Here is a 14,773-nt window from a genome sequence, read left to right on the forward strand (position 1 = left end):
AATCAGACCTCCTCTAATTTGGTAATTTCTCCTTCACAGACCGAGAAAAGGTGATAATCATTTCCCGTATGGCGAATAATTTCGTCGAGATATTTTCGGTTGGTGTCAGTGATAAAAATTTGTCCGAAACGTTCTCCCGAAACCAGTTGAATAATGCGTTCGACTCTCTTTGAATCGAGTTTATCGAAAATATCGTCCAGTAAAAGGATGGGAGTAGTTGTTCCATTTCTACTTAAAAAATCGAATTGAGCCAGTTTGAGTGCGACCAAAAAGGTTTTATTTTGCCCTTGTGAACCGATTCGTTTCATTGGGTATTCACCGAGACTCATTTCAAGGTCGTCTCGGTGTACTCCCCTTGTCGAATAACCTAAAATGAGATCTCTATTTCGCACCGAGGAAAGTTGATCCATGAGGTTGCCTCGTTCTATATCTGAATTATACCGTAGTTCAACCGATTCATTATCTGAAGATATGTAGGAATAAAATTCCTGAAAGACAGGAATAAATTGTTCCAGAAAAGCCTTTCTGCATCGGTAAATGGAACTTCCGTATTGCATCATTTGCTCTTCCCAGATTTCATATAAAGAGTTTTCGGTAATTTCTTGTTTCAGTAATGCATTGCGTTGAGCTAAAGCTTTATTGTAACGGATAAGTAGGTTGAGATATTCTTTATTGAACTGAGATATAACGAGATCGAGAAATTTACGTCTTTCTTCACTCCCTCCCCTGATTAGTTCCGAATCGGCCGGAGAAACCATAACCAACGGAATGAATCCTATATGGTCGGATAGTCTTTCGTATTCTTTTTTATTTCGTTTAAATTGTTTTTTCTGTTTTCTTTTTTGCCCGCAATAGATTTCTTCCGGAACATTGTCTCTGTCATAATTACCTTGCAGCATGAAAAAATCCTCATTATGACGGATATTTTGTGAATCGATGACATTGGTATTGCTTTTGCAAAACGAAAGATAATAAACTGCGTCAAGCAGGTTTGTCTTTCCCATACCATTATTGCCCAAAAAACAATTGATGCCTGCAGACAGATGTAGTTCTGCCTGAGCGATGTTTTTGAAGTTAACAATAGATAGGCGATTCAGGATCATATCAGACTCGTTTTGGGATACAAACGTACATAAAGTTTTTTATTTTTCGTCGACGTATTTTGTAAAAACAGGCTAAAAACAAGATATTAAGGCGGTAGAGTAAAAAAAAATGTTGGAAATTTTATTTATATAGAGAAATAAATTACTTTTGTCAACCGATTTATCACGGACCCGAAGAGGAAATGAAATAAAAAAACAAATAAATATGTCACAAGAAAAGAAAGAAATTGACGAATTAGACAAAGTGAATGCCGCTCTTTCGAATTCCGAGCAATTTATCCAAAAGTATCAGAAACCTATTTTATTGGTTGTATTAGCAATCGTGATTGTCGTTTCGGCAGCTATTGCTATACATCATTTTTATGCTTTGCCCCGAGAAGAAAAAGCAGAGGCAGAAATGTTCAAAGGCGTATTCTATTTCGAAAAAGATTCGTTTCAGTTAGCTATCGATGGTAACGGATCTGATTTTGTCGGTTTCAAAGCGATTGCCGATGATTATAGTTCTTCAAATGCAGGTAATCTTGCCGCAGCATATACAGGGATAAGTTTATATAATCTCGGTAAATATGATGAAGCTATCGATTACCTGAAAAAATTCGATGCCGATGAAGAGTATATTGCTCCATCTATTATCGGTACTATTGGTGACTGTTATGTAAATATGGATAAGTTGGACGATGCGATCGGCTATTTTGAAAAAGCGGCAAAGAAAGCCGATAATGAAGTTCTTAGTCCGATTTATTTGAAAAAAGCTGCGACTGTATTCGAAAAGCAAAATAAATATGACAAAGCTTTAAAAGCTTATCAGACTATTAAAGAGAAATATCCGAAATCTGTAATGGCTCGCGATATCGATAAATATATCGATCGTGCCGAGGCCAAAACTAAATAAGATATAACAGATTTTCGTATCTGTGATAAAAAGGCTACCTTTGTACAATAGGGCAGCCTTTTTTTATGCCTTATCGATTTAATTATAATATAAATTCTGTAATTATTTATGGCAACTGCTTATCAGAACTTATCGTCTTATGATCCTGAAAAAGTACCCGATGCATCGAAAATGCGTGTAGCTATCGTTTGTGCCGAATGGAATTCGGATGTTACTGAAAAATTGCTGGAAGGCGCTTGCGACGCATTGGAAAAACATGGAGTTAAAAGTGAGAATATATTACTTGCCCGGGTTCCTGGCACGTTCGAACTTACTTTTGGAGCTCAACAAATGGCCGAAACTTATGCTCCAGATGCAGTTATCGTACTGGGATGTGTGGTAAGAGGAGATACGCCTCATTTCGATTATGTATGTCAGGGTGTAACGACCGGTATCACGAAGTTGAATACTTTATTTGGTATGCCTTTTATTTTCGGTGTTTTAACAACCGATAATATGCAACAAGCCTTGGATAGGGCCGGAGGAAAATATGGGAATAAGGGAGTTGAAGCAGCCATTACGGCAATAAAAATGCATGATTTTGTTTGTAAGTTAAAATAAATTTCCTACCTTTGCTCCGCAATTGGAAAAAGGGCGAATACCAGAGTGGCCAAATGGGGCAGACTGTAAATCTGCTGTCTTACGACTTCGGTGGTTCGAATCCATCTTCGCCCACAAAAAAAGAGAAAACTCTTTATTATTGCGGGAATAGCTCAGTTGATAGAGCATTAGCCTTCCAAGCTGAGGGTCGCGGGTTTGAGTCCCGTTTCCCGCTCTCTTAAAGTCCTTACAATAGAAGGTTGTAAGGACTTTTTATTTGTTAGAAAAATCTTACGAGTTAAGGTATGCATTTAATTTGTTTTAGATAATGAATTATGAAATAAAAATATCATAATCTTGTGAAATTAATGGCTTTAGTGTGAAATTTCCCGGATAAAAATGTTAGCTTTGTTTTAATTTATTAATCGAATAATGTGTAGTCGATGCCGGTAAAAACGATTATATTTTTAGTATTTTGTTTTTCTTCTACATTTGCCTCTGAGGTTAGGGATACTATTTGTAACGTCTCCGATACAATAGATATAGAAAAATGCCCCTCCTGTTATGGAGGTTATTTTAATTTATGGGGAAAAACGGTTTCGAATTACTTTGCGGTAGTTGATAGCCTTTCTTACGATAAAACGCATATAGCGGTTTTATCTCCGGTTGCAATGACTCCCGAACGGGATAAAGATGAAACTACATTACATTCCGACAGATTATTGCTTATCTTGCATAACGGTATGGAGTATGTTTTTGACGATGTGATTTCCAATGACGATTTTTCTGCGGTAACCGGATGGGAGTATTTGGAGAAAACCGATAATGGCTTCGCTTTATCGCGAGAGCAGGGAAACGGATATAAGTTTTATTACAGTATTTATATCGAGTTTGTAAATAATACCCCTTATATTATGCGAATCGAACTTTCGGAACATAATAGTGCGCTAACTTTTCAACGGAATACGATATATAATTATCCGCTCTCTCAGGATCCTTTTCTTTTGAGTGATTATAAGCGGGGGATTATCGATCGGTTGCGATAGAATAATTTATATATACTTCCGGTTCGTGTTATATCCTTCTTTAAAAGCGTTTCTTCTTTTTTAGGGGAAGTTTAGGAAACAGTTTCCTGAACCGAATCAGATAAGTGGTAATATTGCCGCCGGCTATAATAAGGGTAACGGCCAAGATAATCAACAATATTCCGCAGCATATTCTGGGTGTTAAAGTTTCTCCGAATAAAGTAACGCCGAAAAAAACGGCGGTGACCGGTTCTAAAGCTCCGAGAATCGCTGTTGGAGTAGAACCGATATATTGAATGGCACTTGTCGTACACAGAAAGGAGATGGCAGTAGGAAAAATCGCCAGAGCAAGGAGGTTTCCCCATAAATACCATTTATCGACGATATATAGGCTTTTCCCGAAATCGACCCTCACCAAAAATAAACTGAGCCCGAAAAGCAATACGTAAAATGTGAGTTTTAGGGTTGCGACATTTTTTAGGGTCGACTGATTTACTCCAACAATATAAATCGCGTAGGACAACGCCGAGACCAATACCAGTATTGTCCCGATAAGGCTAAGAGTAGAGCCGTCACTGCTTTTGTAAAGAAGGGCGATACCTCCTAATGCCAATAAAATACATAAAAAAGTTTGTAGTGTTAATTTTTCTTTAAATCCGAAAGCCATAATCAGAGCAACGATGATCGGATAAACAAAAAGTAACGTAGAAGCGATACCGGCATCCATGTAATTATAGCTCTGAAAAAGAGTGAGGGAGGAGAGAGCAATGAGTAACCCCATGATGATAAGCGGTACGATTTCTTTCTGTTTGAGTTTGAAGTTACGGCCCCTTGCCTTAATCATAATACCTAATATGGGGATGGCAAAAAGATATCTGAAAAATAGTACCGAATCGGGATCCATGCCAGTTTTGTATAAAGGAAGGGCAAACAGCGGATTCATTCCGTATGTCGCTGCGGCAATCGCTCCCAAAGTATATCCTTTTACTTTTGTATTCATTGAATAAAATTTTCGGCAAATATAGTATTTATTCTATAGGTTGCATCGGTTTTTAATAATTCAGTTTTATTTTACGGTAACTGCCGTAAGGAGTTATTTATCCGAATGCCAGAGTTATCTCTATGGTGGGGAACCTATTTTAGATGAGAGAAATGTATTTAGTGAATCTATTTCTGTATTTATCACTTGTAAAAATAAATGTCCCTTAGTTTATTTTTTTTCGTACTTTTGTTTTTAAAGATAATAAAGAAAAATGGATAGCAGTAATACTCCATGTGAACGTAAAGTATTAGTCGGGATGAGTGGCGGAATCGATAGTTCTGCTGTTTGTATGCTTTTACAGGAAAAAGGATATCATGTAATCGGGATGACGTTGCGTATGCATGACTTACCGGGCCATTTTTCTACGCCGGGGCAAACCGACCCGAACCATGTTCTCGAAGCTCGAGCCCTTGCCCGAAAGCTGGGAATTCCGCATTATACTTATGATGTACGGGAAGATTTTAGAAGTACTGTTATCCAGAATTTTATGGATGAATATTTACAAGGACGCACCCCTAATCCCTGTGTTATGTGCAATCTGCATTTTAAGTGGCGTTATCTAATGCAGGCTGCTGACGAATATGGTTGTGATAAAATCGCTACGGGGCATTATGCACGCATTGAAAAGGGCGCAAATGGTTATCTGCTCAAATGCGGGTTAGATGTTCTCAAAGATCAGTCGTATTTTCTTTGGCGTTTGGGGCAAAAAGAGCTGGGTCGTACTTTATTTCCTTTAGGAGGTATTACCAAAGAGCAGATAAAAGAATATGTGCTGAAACGGGGATTTAAAGAAAAGGTAGAGAAGAAAGAAAGTATGGAAATTTGTTTTATCGAAAAAGATTATCGGGATTTTCTTTTGCAAGAAATTCCCGATTTATCCACTCGATTAAACGGTGGTTATTTTGTGGATGAAGTCGGACGAAAGATCGGACAGCATAAGGGATTCCCTTTTTATACGGTCGGACAGCGTAAAGGACTTGAGATTGCACTAGGATATCCGGCTTATGTTATCAAAATTAATGCCCATAAAAATACGATACGGTTGGGTAAAAAAGAAGAACTCGATGTTTCTCGTATGCTTGTAGACGATGTTATTTTAAATGCCGGTATCCAAGAGGGAGAAAGGGTAGATGTTCGTATTCGATATCGTAGTGCGCCGATTCCGGCATCTTTATTTAAAGTAGATGGAGATAAATGTGTTGTGAAGTTTGCAACTCTGGCTTCTGCTATCACCCCGGGGCAGTCGGCTGTTTTTTATAAAGGTGATACGGTTGTCGGTGGCGGAATTATTACAGATAACCGTTTTCTTAAGAAATACCGGATATCTGAATAGTAAGAGAACGATAATTCCCAAAATAATATATGGAACGGAACGAATTATCTTTATTTGAGTTAAATATACTTTTGAAAAGAGCGGTTAACGATTCTTTTCCCGAAAGATATTGGATAAGAGCTGAAATAAGTGAGCTGCATGAAAATAAGATGTCGGGACATTGCTATCTCGAATTTATTGAAAAATCTCCTGGAACAGGGCAGCTAATTGCTAAAGCCAGAGGGATGATTTGGGCTTCTACTTATTCGTTATTGAAGTCCTTTTTCGAGCAAGAGTGTGGTATGCAGTTTGTTCCGGGAATAAAGGTATTGGTAGAAGTCAGTCTCGATATACATGAACTTTACGGATACAGTTTGACTGTACATGATATAGATCCTTCTTATACTTTAGGAGATATGGCCCGGCACAGGGCCGAAATATTGCAAAAGCTTACCGACGAAGGGGTCATCGACATGAATAAAGACCTCGAATGGCCGGTATTGCCGCAGCGGATAGCGGTTATCAGTTCGGGTACGGCTGCCGGTTATGGCGATTTTATGCATCAGTTACAGTATAACTCTTATAAATATTGTTTTTATCCGGTATTGTTTCAAGCCACTATGCAGGGAGAACAAGCTCAGAATTCTGTAATTTCAGCTCTTGAGCGGATTTATACCCGGATTGATGATTTCGATGGGGTTGCAATTTTAAGAGGAGGAGGGGCTACTTCAGAGCTAAGTTGTTTCGATAGTTATTTGCTTGCGTTGCATGTAGCACAGTTTCCGTTGCCGGTAATTACCGGTATCGGTCATGACAGGGATACGACCGTACTCGATTCAGTTGCTAATGTTAGTGTAAAAACACCTACGGCAGCAGCTGAGTGGCTGATTTCGAAAGCTGAGGATGCCGATCGGAAAAGAATACGGTTACAAGAAATTTTGGTTCAAGACATAAGGAGTAAGATTATATCAGAAAAACAAAAGCTCGAGAGAATGAGTCGCTTTGTTCCGGTGTCTGTACAGCAACGCTTGATACAGGAAAAGGTACGCTGCCAGCGTTTGCAAACTGATACCGTACGCTTTTCGGAAGTTTTGTTGTCGGGAACCAAAGTGCGGTTACAACATATGTCTCATATTTTTCTTCAGGCTGTAAAGGACAGAATAGGTGATGAGAATTCTCGTTTATTTTTGTTTCGTGAGCGGCTGCGGTCAGAGATACCCTTTTTTCTCGATAAAGAAAAAAAACGGCTTGAAATGATATCAGGGACGATCGAATATTCATCTCCTTTGAGATTACTTGAAAAAGGTTATACACTGACTTTAAAAGAGGGGAAGATTGTACGGCGGGTTTCGGATCTTACTGTTGGAGATTCGATTATTACGCTTTTTCCTGACGGTGAAATACAGTCGGATATATCTGATATAAAACAAAGTAAAATAAAATAATTATGGCAGAGAAAAAAAAACAAACCTATACTGAGGCGATCGCTGAACTAGAGGGAATCGTTGCGCGCATTCAAAATGAAGAATGCAGTATCGACGATCTTAAAGAATATACTTCGAGATCTTTGGCGTTGTTGCGTTTTTGTAAAGAAAAATTATTTGAGACCGACGAAGAATTAAAAAAGATACTGGGAGAATTGGATGCCTGATATTCGGTAGATTACTCTTTTTATAATATAAGGTAGAAAATCAAAAAAAAGAGTTAATTTTGTCGTGTTTTCAAAGAACTAAAAAAATTATGTCAGAAAGAAGAGTGAGGGTACGTTTCGCACCGAGTCCAACCGGAGCATTGCATATCGGTGGAGTAAGAACAGCATTATATAATTATCTGTTTGCTAAGCAGCATGGGGGTGATATGGTATTACGTATCGAAGATACCGATTCGCACCGTTTTGTTCCGGGAGCTGAAGCTTATATAATTGAGGCGCTCGAATGGTTGGGCATACATTTCGATGAAGGAGTAAGTTACGGAGGCAAGTATGCTCCGTATCGACAGTCGGAAAGAAAGGATCTTTATCGTAAATATGTCGATCGGTTGCTTGAAGCAGGAAAGGCGTATATTGCATTCGATACCCCGGAAGAACTGGAAGCCAAGCGAAAGGAAATTCCTAATTTTCAATACGACGCTTCAACTCGTTTGCAAATGCGTAATTCTCTTACGTTGGGTGATGAAGAAACAAAACGGCTTATCGGAGAAGGAGAACAATACGTCGTACGCATAAAGATCGAGCCGGGAGAGGATATCTTGGTAAATGATCTTATACGGGGAGAAGTTGTCATAAACTCGACAATCCTTGACGATAAGGTATTGTATAAGTCTGCAGATAATCTTCCTACATATCATCTGGCTAATATTGTAGATGATCATCTGATGGAGATTACACATGTAATACGGGGAGAAGAATGGTTGCCATCAGCGCCCTTGCATGTTTTATTGTATCGAAGTCTCGGATGGGAAGATACGATGCCGAGATTTGCTCATTTGCCCCTGTTGTTGAAACCCGATGGTAACGGGAAGTTAAGTAAGCGGGATGGCGATCGTTTAGGCTTCCCGGTATTTCCGTTGGAATGGAAAGATCCTAAAACCGGAGATATTTCTTCGGGGTATAGAGAATCGGGATACTTGCCGGAAGCTGTCGTGAATTTTTTGGCTTTATTGGGTTGGAATCCGGGAAACGATCAGGAAATCATGTCGATGGATGAATTAGTTAAATTGTTTTCTTTGGATCGTTGTAGTCGTAGCGGTGCTAAATTTGATTATGAAAAAGGAAAATGGTTCAATCATAAATATATACAACTTAAAAGTAATGAAGAACTGGCCGACCTTTTTATTCCTGAGCTGAAAGCTAAAGGAATAGATACAGATCGTGAGAAGGTCGTAAAAGTAGTGGCCGTGATGAAATCACGTATAAATTTTGTAAAGGAATTATGGGATCAATCCTACTTCTTTTTTGTTGCCCCTACAAGTTATGATGAAAAGACAGTAAAAAAGCGTTGGAAAGAAGATAGTGCTCTTTTACTGACCGAACTTACCGGTATATTGAATGAAATTGAAGATTTCGAAAATGCAGAAACTGCCGAAATAATCGTAAAAGAATGGATTGAAAATAAAGGATATCATTTGGGCAATATAATGAATGCTTTCCGCCTTGCATTGGTCGGTGAATCAAAAGGACCTCAAATGTTTGATATTACGTCGATACTGGGTAAGGAAGAAACGCTGAAAAGGCTTTCAAAAGCAATAGAAACGTTAGGATGAGACGGTATATATATATAACGGTCTTTTTGTTAACTCTCCCATTCGGGAAGATAGGAGCCCAGGATCTACTTTGGAATGTCGATTTTACGGGGTTTTTTGATAATCGGGAATATAAATTTTCGAAACAATTGTCTCAAACCTTTTTTGGTACCCGCCTTTCTCCTGAGATCGGTATTGGGGTATTGAATAATAAGCATCGTATTATGGCCGGAGCCAGTTGGATTCAACCCTTTGGAGCGAACAAAAGAGAATCTTCGGTTGATTTTACGGCATATTATCGATACCAACAGCCCGATTTTTGTATGTCTTTCGGGGCTTTTCCGCGCACTCAGCTGATCGAATCGTTACCGGAAGTATTGCAATATGATTCGTTGACTTATTTTCGGCCCAATATAATGGGGGCGTTATTTCAATATATAGGCAAAAAAGGCTTTGCTGAACTTTATATCGACTGGCGACAAATGCAAACCGAAAACCGCCGGGAAGCATTTATAATCGTAGGAAGCGGACGTTGGCAACCTGGTCTGTTCTTTTTGGGCGGACATGCTGTTATGAATCATTTAGCAAGGTCGAAGAATGCGGGTCCGGACCAATCTGTAATGGATGATATGGTTCTATACCCTTATGTGGGAGTTGATTTTGCGAGGTTGACACCTCTATCCGAATTATCGTTAAAAGCCGGTTATCTTTTAAGTTTGGAGAGGCATCGGGGAATTGGTGTTTGGCATCATCCTCAGGGATTTATTTCTGAGCTAAAAGTGCAATGGCGCTTTATTGGTGTAAAAAATACTTTATATGCAGGAGGGGAACAGATGCCTTTCTATGATAGTTTCGGAAGTCAGTTAAATCAAGGAGATCCGTTTTATCGGTCTAAATTTTACAATCGCACCGATATTTATTGCTATATATTCCATAACAGATATGTCAATTGCAAAGCTTCTTTCAATTTGCATGCCACGTCTGAAAATATAAGTAGCCAGCAACAGCTTACTGTTCGTTTTTACCTCGATAGTTTTTCGTGGAAAAGTCGGAATGATGTAGTAAAGAACAAAGAGAAATTAAAAGATATATTATGAAACGTCCGGTAATCGGTCCGGCATACATGAGCTAAGAACCGTAATGAAAGCTTTATATAATTTCGGTATATTTATTTATAAGACCTTGGTAACGGTGGTTTCCGTAAAAAATAAAAAAGCGCGGAAGTTGTGTGCCGGGCACAAGCGAATATTTTCTTATTTGGAGGCAAATGCAGTTCCTGAAGGAGGATATATATGGATACATGCATCATCGTTGGGAGAGTTCGAGCAAGGTCGCCCTATTATCGAGGCTCTCAAGAACAATTTCCCGGAACGAAAAATTTTAGTGACTTTTTTTTCTCCTTCAGGCTATGAAGTTAGAAAAGACTATGCTGAAGCCGATCTTATTTGTTATTTGCCATTCGATCTTCCAGGAAATGTTCGTCGTTTTCTTGATATTGTGAAGCCCTCTCAAGCTATATTTATTAAATATGAGTTTTGGGCAAACTATTTGAATGAGCTCAAAAAACGTGAAATACCTACATATATAGTATCGGCTATATTCCGTCCTTCTCAGATATTTTTTCGTCCTTATGGAGGATATTTTAGAAAAGTTCTCCGAAATTTTACCCGCTTATATGTGCAGGATGAACCCTCTCGAGAATTACTTTCACAAATCGGGGTAGATCGTGTAACGGTAGTAGGTGATACTCGGTTCGATCGTGTGGCAGATATTCGCAGTCGTTCTAAGTCATTACCATTGGTAGAGATGTTTTCTGAAGGAAAGACTACCCTTATTGCCGGAAGTTCGTGGCCAAAAGATGAAGATATTTTTATACCTTATCTGAATGCTCATTCCGAATTGAAGTTAGTAATTGCACCGCATGAGATACATCCGGGACATCTCGATTACATAAAAGAAAAGCTGAAGCGCAGGTATGTATTGTATTCTGAGGCAGATGAAAATTCGGTCAGGGAAGCCGATTGTTTGATTATCGATTGTTTCGGCTTACTGTCTTCGATATATAAGTATGGGGATGTCGCTTATGTGGGAGGCGGATTCGGCGCCGGTATACATAATGTTCCCGAGGCGGCTGTATATGGGATACCTGTTATTTTCGGGCCCAATTATAAGAAGTTTAAAGAAGCAAAAGAATTGCTTGCCTGTGGCGGTTCCTTTACTATTAAAAGTAATGAAGAGTTCGATTGTATTATGGATCGTTTTCTTACCGATACATCTGTTATGTCGAAGGCAGGAGAAATCGCGGGATCTTATATATACGGTAATATTGGAGCTTCGGCCCGTATTATAAAAGATTTATATGGGATTGATATGAAAAACGGGGAAGACCGTTAAATCCCAACAAAGACCGGAACGTAAACATATCACACTTTCGTGATTATACGTTCTGGACTATATTTTTTTTTCAGTCTTACCCCGAATAAGAATTTATACCTTTCGTTTTTTATCCATTATATGTTTTCTCTAAAAAAGAGTATCGGCGGATAAATTGAAGAATAAGTGTTATTTTTTTGATTCTTCGATAGAAACGGCACGGAATTCTTTTAATAATGCGGCGATATTAAGAGATGTTTTGCGGGCTCTTTGTCCGGCTGATTTATTCCCTTTAGTTACCAATGCATCCGCATCTTTTGCAAATGCATCCCATTCACTGTAAATTTTTTCCAATAATTCTTTCATAACAGATGTTGTTTAATTGTGATTATATTCCCGGATTTCCGGTTTTTCTGCTACAAATTTATAAAATTGGAGAATTAGTTTTTTATGATGTCCTAAAAACAAGCTTTATGATCAATTAAAAAAATATTTTATAACATATTGATTAATAGTATTTTGTGTATTATTTTACAATTTGACTAAAAAAATATACGATTTGAAGACCTTCGGAGTGGTTTATTTCTCTGATTTTATATTTTCTATATATTTACGAGGAGAAGTCCCGGTTTGTGTTGTAAATGCACGATTAAATGTCGATAATGAGGCAAATCCGGCGTCGGATGCCACATTTTTTAAAGAAATATTTTCTAAGTTACTTAATCGTGATAATACATCTTCGATACGTAGTTGATTAATCCATTGATTGAAATTTTTGCCAGTACAATTATTAATACTTCGTGAAATATATGACCGATTTGTACAAAGTTCGAGACTCAGATCATCGATCGTATAAGAGGGTATTCTGAATAATTCTTTTTCTTTAACGATCTTCTCGATGCGTTTAAAAAGTATTTCTTCATTGCTTATTTCGTTTTCTTTTGAAGTAAGAATATTCGTTTTCGGAGATGGTATTTTTTTTGTTTCATGGGAAATCCCCGATTTTGATACTTTTTGGTGTATATAAGGTATTATAATGAAAAAACTTAATAAAATCAATAGGAGAATGATAGAATGCAGAATATCTTTTTGACTCCCTTCTTTTTCCGGATTGTTTTTGTCGTTGTTTCTCGCCAAAAGTTTTCCGTATTCATAAATCAGAGAGTCTTGCGTATTACATATTTCTTTTATATATCGGTTTGCTTTTTTTAAATCGCCTGTCTCTTCGAATATTTTAGCCTTGTATAACAGGAGTGGAATGTTGCCTGGAGTATAACGTAGCACTTCGTCGATGGTATTTAGTGCTTTAGGTATATCTCCCTTATTGTAATAGTATCTTATAAGAGTTTCTTCATAAGCAAGGTGATAATGATAGGGTAGGTTAGCTTCGACTTCTTTCAAAGCTCTCCAGGCCTTCGGGAATTTTTTTTTCGAAATGTAAATATTCGCATATAATAAACCTGAAAAATAGAGAAAATATTCTTTATCGTAGGTTTCAGGAGCTGCTCTGAATTTTTTCATTATTTCATTACACCGTGATAAAGCATTGTCTAATTGCTGTTTCATGGTCATGCAATATACTATTCTTAATTTTTTATGAGTATTTTCGGGAAAGTCGGTGCTGTCGCCGGGAAGATATATAGAAGTATATAGCTCTATTGGGTCGTCTGTTATTCCATATCGGAAAGTTTCGGTGCCTATCGAGTCGAGGTACAAAAAAGAAATATAGCCATCGGGATATTTAAAATGTTTTATATCGGCCGACGGTGCACATGATAGTTTTACGGGCATAAATAAACCGGTAAAAAAAATGATAACAAAAATCAATTGAAATCGTATAATGCACCTCATATATTAACGGACATGCTTTAAGCAGGTTAACCGATACAAATTTATATAAATAATTTATTCTGTATATAATTAGATTTCAATATTTTGTAGATTTTACTATCCTTGATGTGTTAAAAGTGTCTTACTTCGGATAAAATACTGAGATATTTTTTAATCTATGTCTAATTGAAGATTTTTAAAAATAAAAAATCGCAATTATAAATATATATAATTTGATATGTCGGGATTGAAATATTTATTTAAAATTGCTATCTCTATATGGCATTTTATTTGTAATTTTGTCTCGAAATAAAAAGAATAATGTTAAATATTTAAAATATTCCCAGGTCATTATGGAATTGATAAACCAACTTATCGAGCGCGCTAAAGCAAATAAACAGCGCATTGTGCTCCCCGAAGGAACTGAAGAAAGAACGTTAAAGGCAGCGGACAGAATTGTCGCGGATGGGGTTGCTGATGTAATATTAATCGGCGATCCGGTTGAAATTATGGCATTATCCGAAAAATTCGGATTATCGAATATCGGGAGAACGACTATTATCGATCCTGAGAAACATGGGAAAAAACAAGAATATGCGGAGCTTTTATACGAACTCCGTAAGAAAAAGGGCATGACAGTAGAAGAGGCCGGTAAATTAGTTACCGATCCTTTGTTTCTTGCCGGCTTGATGATAAAGAGCGGTGATGCCGACGGAGAAGTGGCTGGGGCCAGACATACTACCGGAGATGTTTTACGGGCGGCATTCCAAATTGTAAAAACGGCTCCGGGAGTGAGCGTTGTTTCAGGTGCGTTTTTGATGTTTTTGCCTAAAAATGAGTACGGTGAAAATGGGTTGCTGGTATTTGCCGATTGTGCGGTTTTGCCCGATCCTACAGCTGCTGAATTGGCGCAAATTGCTGTATCTACCGGGCATACGACGCGTACGATTTGTGGGTTTGAACCTCGTATCGCTATGTTGAGTTTTTCTACTAAAGGTAGTGCGAAACATGAAAAGGTAGATAAAGTGGTAGAAGCTACTCGAATCGCCCGTGAAATGGATCCGACTTTAATGATCGACGGCGAATTGCAAGCTGATGCTGCTATCGTTGCTTCGGTTGCTGCGCTTAAAGATCCTCAAAGTGATATTGCCGGTAAAGCAAACGTGTTGGTATTCCCTTCTCTCGAAACCGGCAATATTACCTATAAACTGGTGCAAAGATTAGCTGGTGCTCAGGCTGTAGGTCCTATTTTACAAGGTATTGCCGCACCGGTTAACGATTTATCCCGGGGATGTTCTGTAGATGATATCTATAAGATGGTAGCAATTACGGCAAATCAGGCTATCGGATTAAAAAAATAATCCGGTAGGGGAATTA

14 protein-coding genes and 2 tRNA genes are annotated in these 14,773 nt (G+C 38.0%); 12 read left to right on the top strand and 4 right to left on the bottom strand.

Features of this window, described 5'->3' with window-relative positions:
- Nucleotides 1-2: 2 nt before the first annotated feature.
- Nucleotides 3-1,103: a DNA replication/repair protein RecF gene (gene recF / locus NMU02_RS01445; RefSeq protein ID WP_255025336.1), complete on the bottom strand. Its 1,101-nt coding sequence runs from the start codon at nucleotides 1,101-1,103 to the stop codon at nucleotides 3-5.
- A gap of 205 nt (nucleotides 1,104-1,308) precedes the next feature.
- On the opposite strand from recF, the gene NMU02_RS01450 reads away from it, so the two are divergent.
- The 5 genes from NMU02_RS01450 to NMU02_RS01470 all read left to right on the top strand — a co-directional run bounded on the left by NMU02_RS01450 (nucleotide 1,309) and on the right by NMU02_RS01470 (nucleotide 3,620).
- On the top strand, nucleotides 1,309-1,995 hold the full coding sequence (locus NMU02_RS01450; RefSeq protein WP_255025337.1) for a tetratricopeptide repeat protein: 687 nt from the start codon (nucleotides 1,309-1,311) through the stop codon (nucleotides 1,993-1,995).
- Nucleotides 1,996-2,103: 108 nt separating this feature from the next.
- The gene (gene ribH / locus NMU02_RS01455) at nucleotides 2,104-2,595 is read left to right on the top strand and encodes a 6,7-dimethyl-8-ribityllumazine synthase (RefSeq protein ID WP_255025340.1); all 492 of its coding nucleotides are present in this window, start codon (nucleotides 2,104-2,106) and stop codon (nucleotides 2,593-2,595) included.
- 31 nt (nucleotides 2,596-2,626) lie between these two features.
- Nucleotides 2,627-2,709, top strand: a tRNA-Tyr gene (locus NMU02_RS01460).
- A 27-nt stretch (nucleotides 2,710-2,736) separates the two neighbouring features.
- Nucleotides 2,737-2,809 (top strand) — tRNA-Gly (locus NMU02_RS01465).
- Nucleotides 2,810-3,017: 208 nt separating this feature from the next.
- Nucleotides 3,018-3,620 carry a hypothetical protein gene (locus NMU02_RS01470; RefSeq protein ID WP_255025342.1) on the top strand — a complete coding sequence of 201 codons (603 nt, stop codon included), beginning with the start codon at nucleotides 3,018-3,020 and terminating at the stop codon, nucleotides 3,618-3,620.
- A gap of 40 nt (nucleotides 3,621-3,660) precedes the next feature.
- On the opposite strand, the gene NMU02_RS01475 is transcribed toward NMU02_RS01470, so the two are convergent.
- Entirely contained in the window at nucleotides 3,661-4,599 is a 939-nt protein-coding gene (locus NMU02_RS01475) for a DMT family transporter (RefSeq protein WP_255025343.1), read from the bottom strand.
- A gap of 253 nt (nucleotides 4,600-4,852) precedes the next feature.
- On the opposite strand from NMU02_RS01475, the gene mnmA reads away from it, so the two are divergent.
- The 6 genes from mnmA to NMU02_RS01505 all read left to right on the top strand — a co-directional run bounded on the left by mnmA (nucleotide 4,853) and on the right by NMU02_RS01505 (nucleotide 11,587).
- Nucleotides 4,853-5,974, top strand: coding sequence for a tRNA 2-thiouridine(34) synthase MnmA (gene mnmA / locus NMU02_RS01480; RefSeq protein ID WP_255025344.1), 1,122 nt, complete (start codon nucleotides 4,853-4,855; stop codon nucleotides 5,972-5,974).
- A gap of 29 nt (nucleotides 5,975-6,003) precedes the next feature.
- On the top strand, nucleotides 6,004-7,398 hold the full coding sequence (gene xseA, locus NMU02_RS01485; protein ID WP_255025345.1) for an exodeoxyribonuclease VII large subunit: 1,395 nt from the start codon (nucleotides 6,004-6,006) through the stop codon (nucleotides 7,396-7,398).
- Between the two features lie 2 nt (nucleotides 7,399-7,400).
- Nucleotides 7,401-7,604 carry an exodeoxyribonuclease VII small subunit gene (xseB, locus tag NMU02_RS01490; protein WP_255025346.1) on the top strand — a complete coding sequence of 68 codons (204 nt, stop codon included), beginning with the start codon at nucleotides 7,401-7,403 and terminating at the stop codon, nucleotides 7,602-7,604.
- Nucleotides 7,605-7,693: 89 nt separating this feature from the next.
- Nucleotides 7,694-9,214: a glutamate--tRNA ligase gene (gltX, locus tag NMU02_RS01495; protein WP_255025347.1), complete on the top strand. Its 1,521-nt coding sequence runs from the start codon at nucleotides 7,694-7,696 to the stop codon at nucleotides 9,212-9,214.
- On the top strand, nucleotides 9,211-10,290 hold the full coding sequence (locus tag NMU02_RS01500; protein ID WP_255025348.1) for a lipid A deacylase: 1,080 nt from the start codon (nucleotides 9,211-9,213) through the stop codon (nucleotides 10,288-10,290). Before gltX ends, NMU02_RS01500 begins: the two co-directional genes overlap by 4 nt.
- Nucleotides 10,291-10,333: 43 nt before the next feature.
- Nucleotides 10,334-11,587 carry a 3-deoxy-D-manno-octulosonic acid transferase gene (locus NMU02_RS01505; protein ID WP_255025349.1) on the top strand — a complete coding sequence of 418 codons (1,254 nt, stop codon included), beginning with the start codon at nucleotides 10,334-10,336 and terminating at the stop codon, nucleotides 11,585-11,587.
- 168 nt (nucleotides 11,588-11,755) lie between these two features.
- Here the strand turns inward: NMU02_RS01505 and NMU02_RS01510 are convergent, their stop codons facing one another.
- Nucleotides 11,756-11,932, bottom strand: a complete 177-nt coding sequence (locus NMU02_RS01510) for a BF3379 family histone-like protein (RefSeq protein WP_255025350.1) — start codon at nucleotides 11,930-11,932, stop codon at nucleotides 11,756-11,758.
- Nucleotides 11,933-12,145: 213 nt separating this feature from the next.
- Entirely contained in the window at nucleotides 12,146-13,357 is a 1,212-nt protein-coding gene (locus NMU02_RS01515) for an AraC family transcriptional regulator (RefSeq protein ID WP_255025351.1), read from the bottom strand.
- Nucleotides 13,358-13,749: 392 nt separating this feature from the next.
- Here NMU02_RS01515 and pta point away from each other — a divergent pair, with 392 nt between their 5' ends.
- A complete protein-coding gene (gene pta, locus NMU02_RS01520; protein WP_255025352.1) occupies nucleotides 13,750-14,757 on the top strand; it encodes a phosphate acetyltransferase in 1,008 nt (335 codons plus the stop codon).
- Nucleotides 14,758-14,773: the final 16 nt, after the last annotated feature.

This window comes from Coprobacter tertius (assembly GCF_024330105.1).
GTDB classification, from domain to species: Bacteria; Bacteroidota; Bacteroidia; order Bacteroidales; family Coprobacteraceae; genus Coprobacter; species Coprobacter tertius.

Coding starts and splice junctions, on each gene's coding strand:
- recF (WP_255025336.1), bottom strand. CDS start 1,103: ATGATCCTGAATCGCCTATCTATTGTTAACTTCAAAAACATCGCTCAG.
- NMU02_RS01450 (WP_255025337.1), top strand. CDS start 1,309: ATGTCACAAGAAAAGAAAGAAATTGACGAATTAGACAAAGTGAATGCC.
- ribH (WP_255025340.1), top strand. CDS start 2,104: ATGGCAACTGCTTATCAGAACTTATCGTCTTATGATCCTGAAAAAGTA.
- NMU02_RS01470 (WP_255025342.1), top strand. CDS start 3,018: ATGCCGGTAAAAACGATTATATTTTTAGTATTTTGTTTTTCTTCTACA.
- NMU02_RS01475 (WP_255025343.1), bottom strand. CDS start 4,599: ATGAATACAAAAGTAAAAGGATATACTTTGGGAGCGATTGCCGCAGCG.
- mnmA (WP_255025344.1), top strand. CDS start 4,853: ATGGATAGCAGTAATACTCCATGTGAACGTAAAGTATTAGTCGGGATG.
- xseA (WP_255025345.1), top strand. CDS start 6,004: ATGGAACGGAACGAATTATCTTTATTTGAGTTAAATATACTTTTGAAA.
- xseB (WP_255025346.1), top strand. CDS start 7,401: ATGGCAGAGAAAAAAAAACAAACCTATACTGAGGCGATCGCTGAACTA.
- gltX (WP_255025347.1), top strand. CDS start 7,694: ATGTCAGAAAGAAGAGTGAGGGTACGTTTCGCACCGAGTCCAACCGGA.
- NMU02_RS01500 (WP_255025348.1), top strand. CDS start 9,211: ATGAGACGGTATATATATATAACGGTCTTTTTGTTAACTCTCCCATTC.
- NMU02_RS01505 (WP_255025349.1), top strand. CDS start 10,334: ATGAAAGCTTTATATAATTTCGGTATATTTATTTATAAGACCTTGGTA.
- NMU02_RS01510 (WP_255025350.1), bottom strand. CDS start 11,932: ATGAAAGAATTATTGGAAAAAATTTACAGTGAATGGGATGCATTTGCA.
- NMU02_RS01515 (WP_255025351.1), bottom strand. CDS start 13,357: ATGCCCGTAAAACTATCATGTGCACCGTCGGCCGATATAAAACATTTT.
- pta (WP_255025352.1), top strand. CDS start 13,750: ATGGAATTGATAAACCAACTTATCGAGCGCGCTAAAGCAAATAAACAG.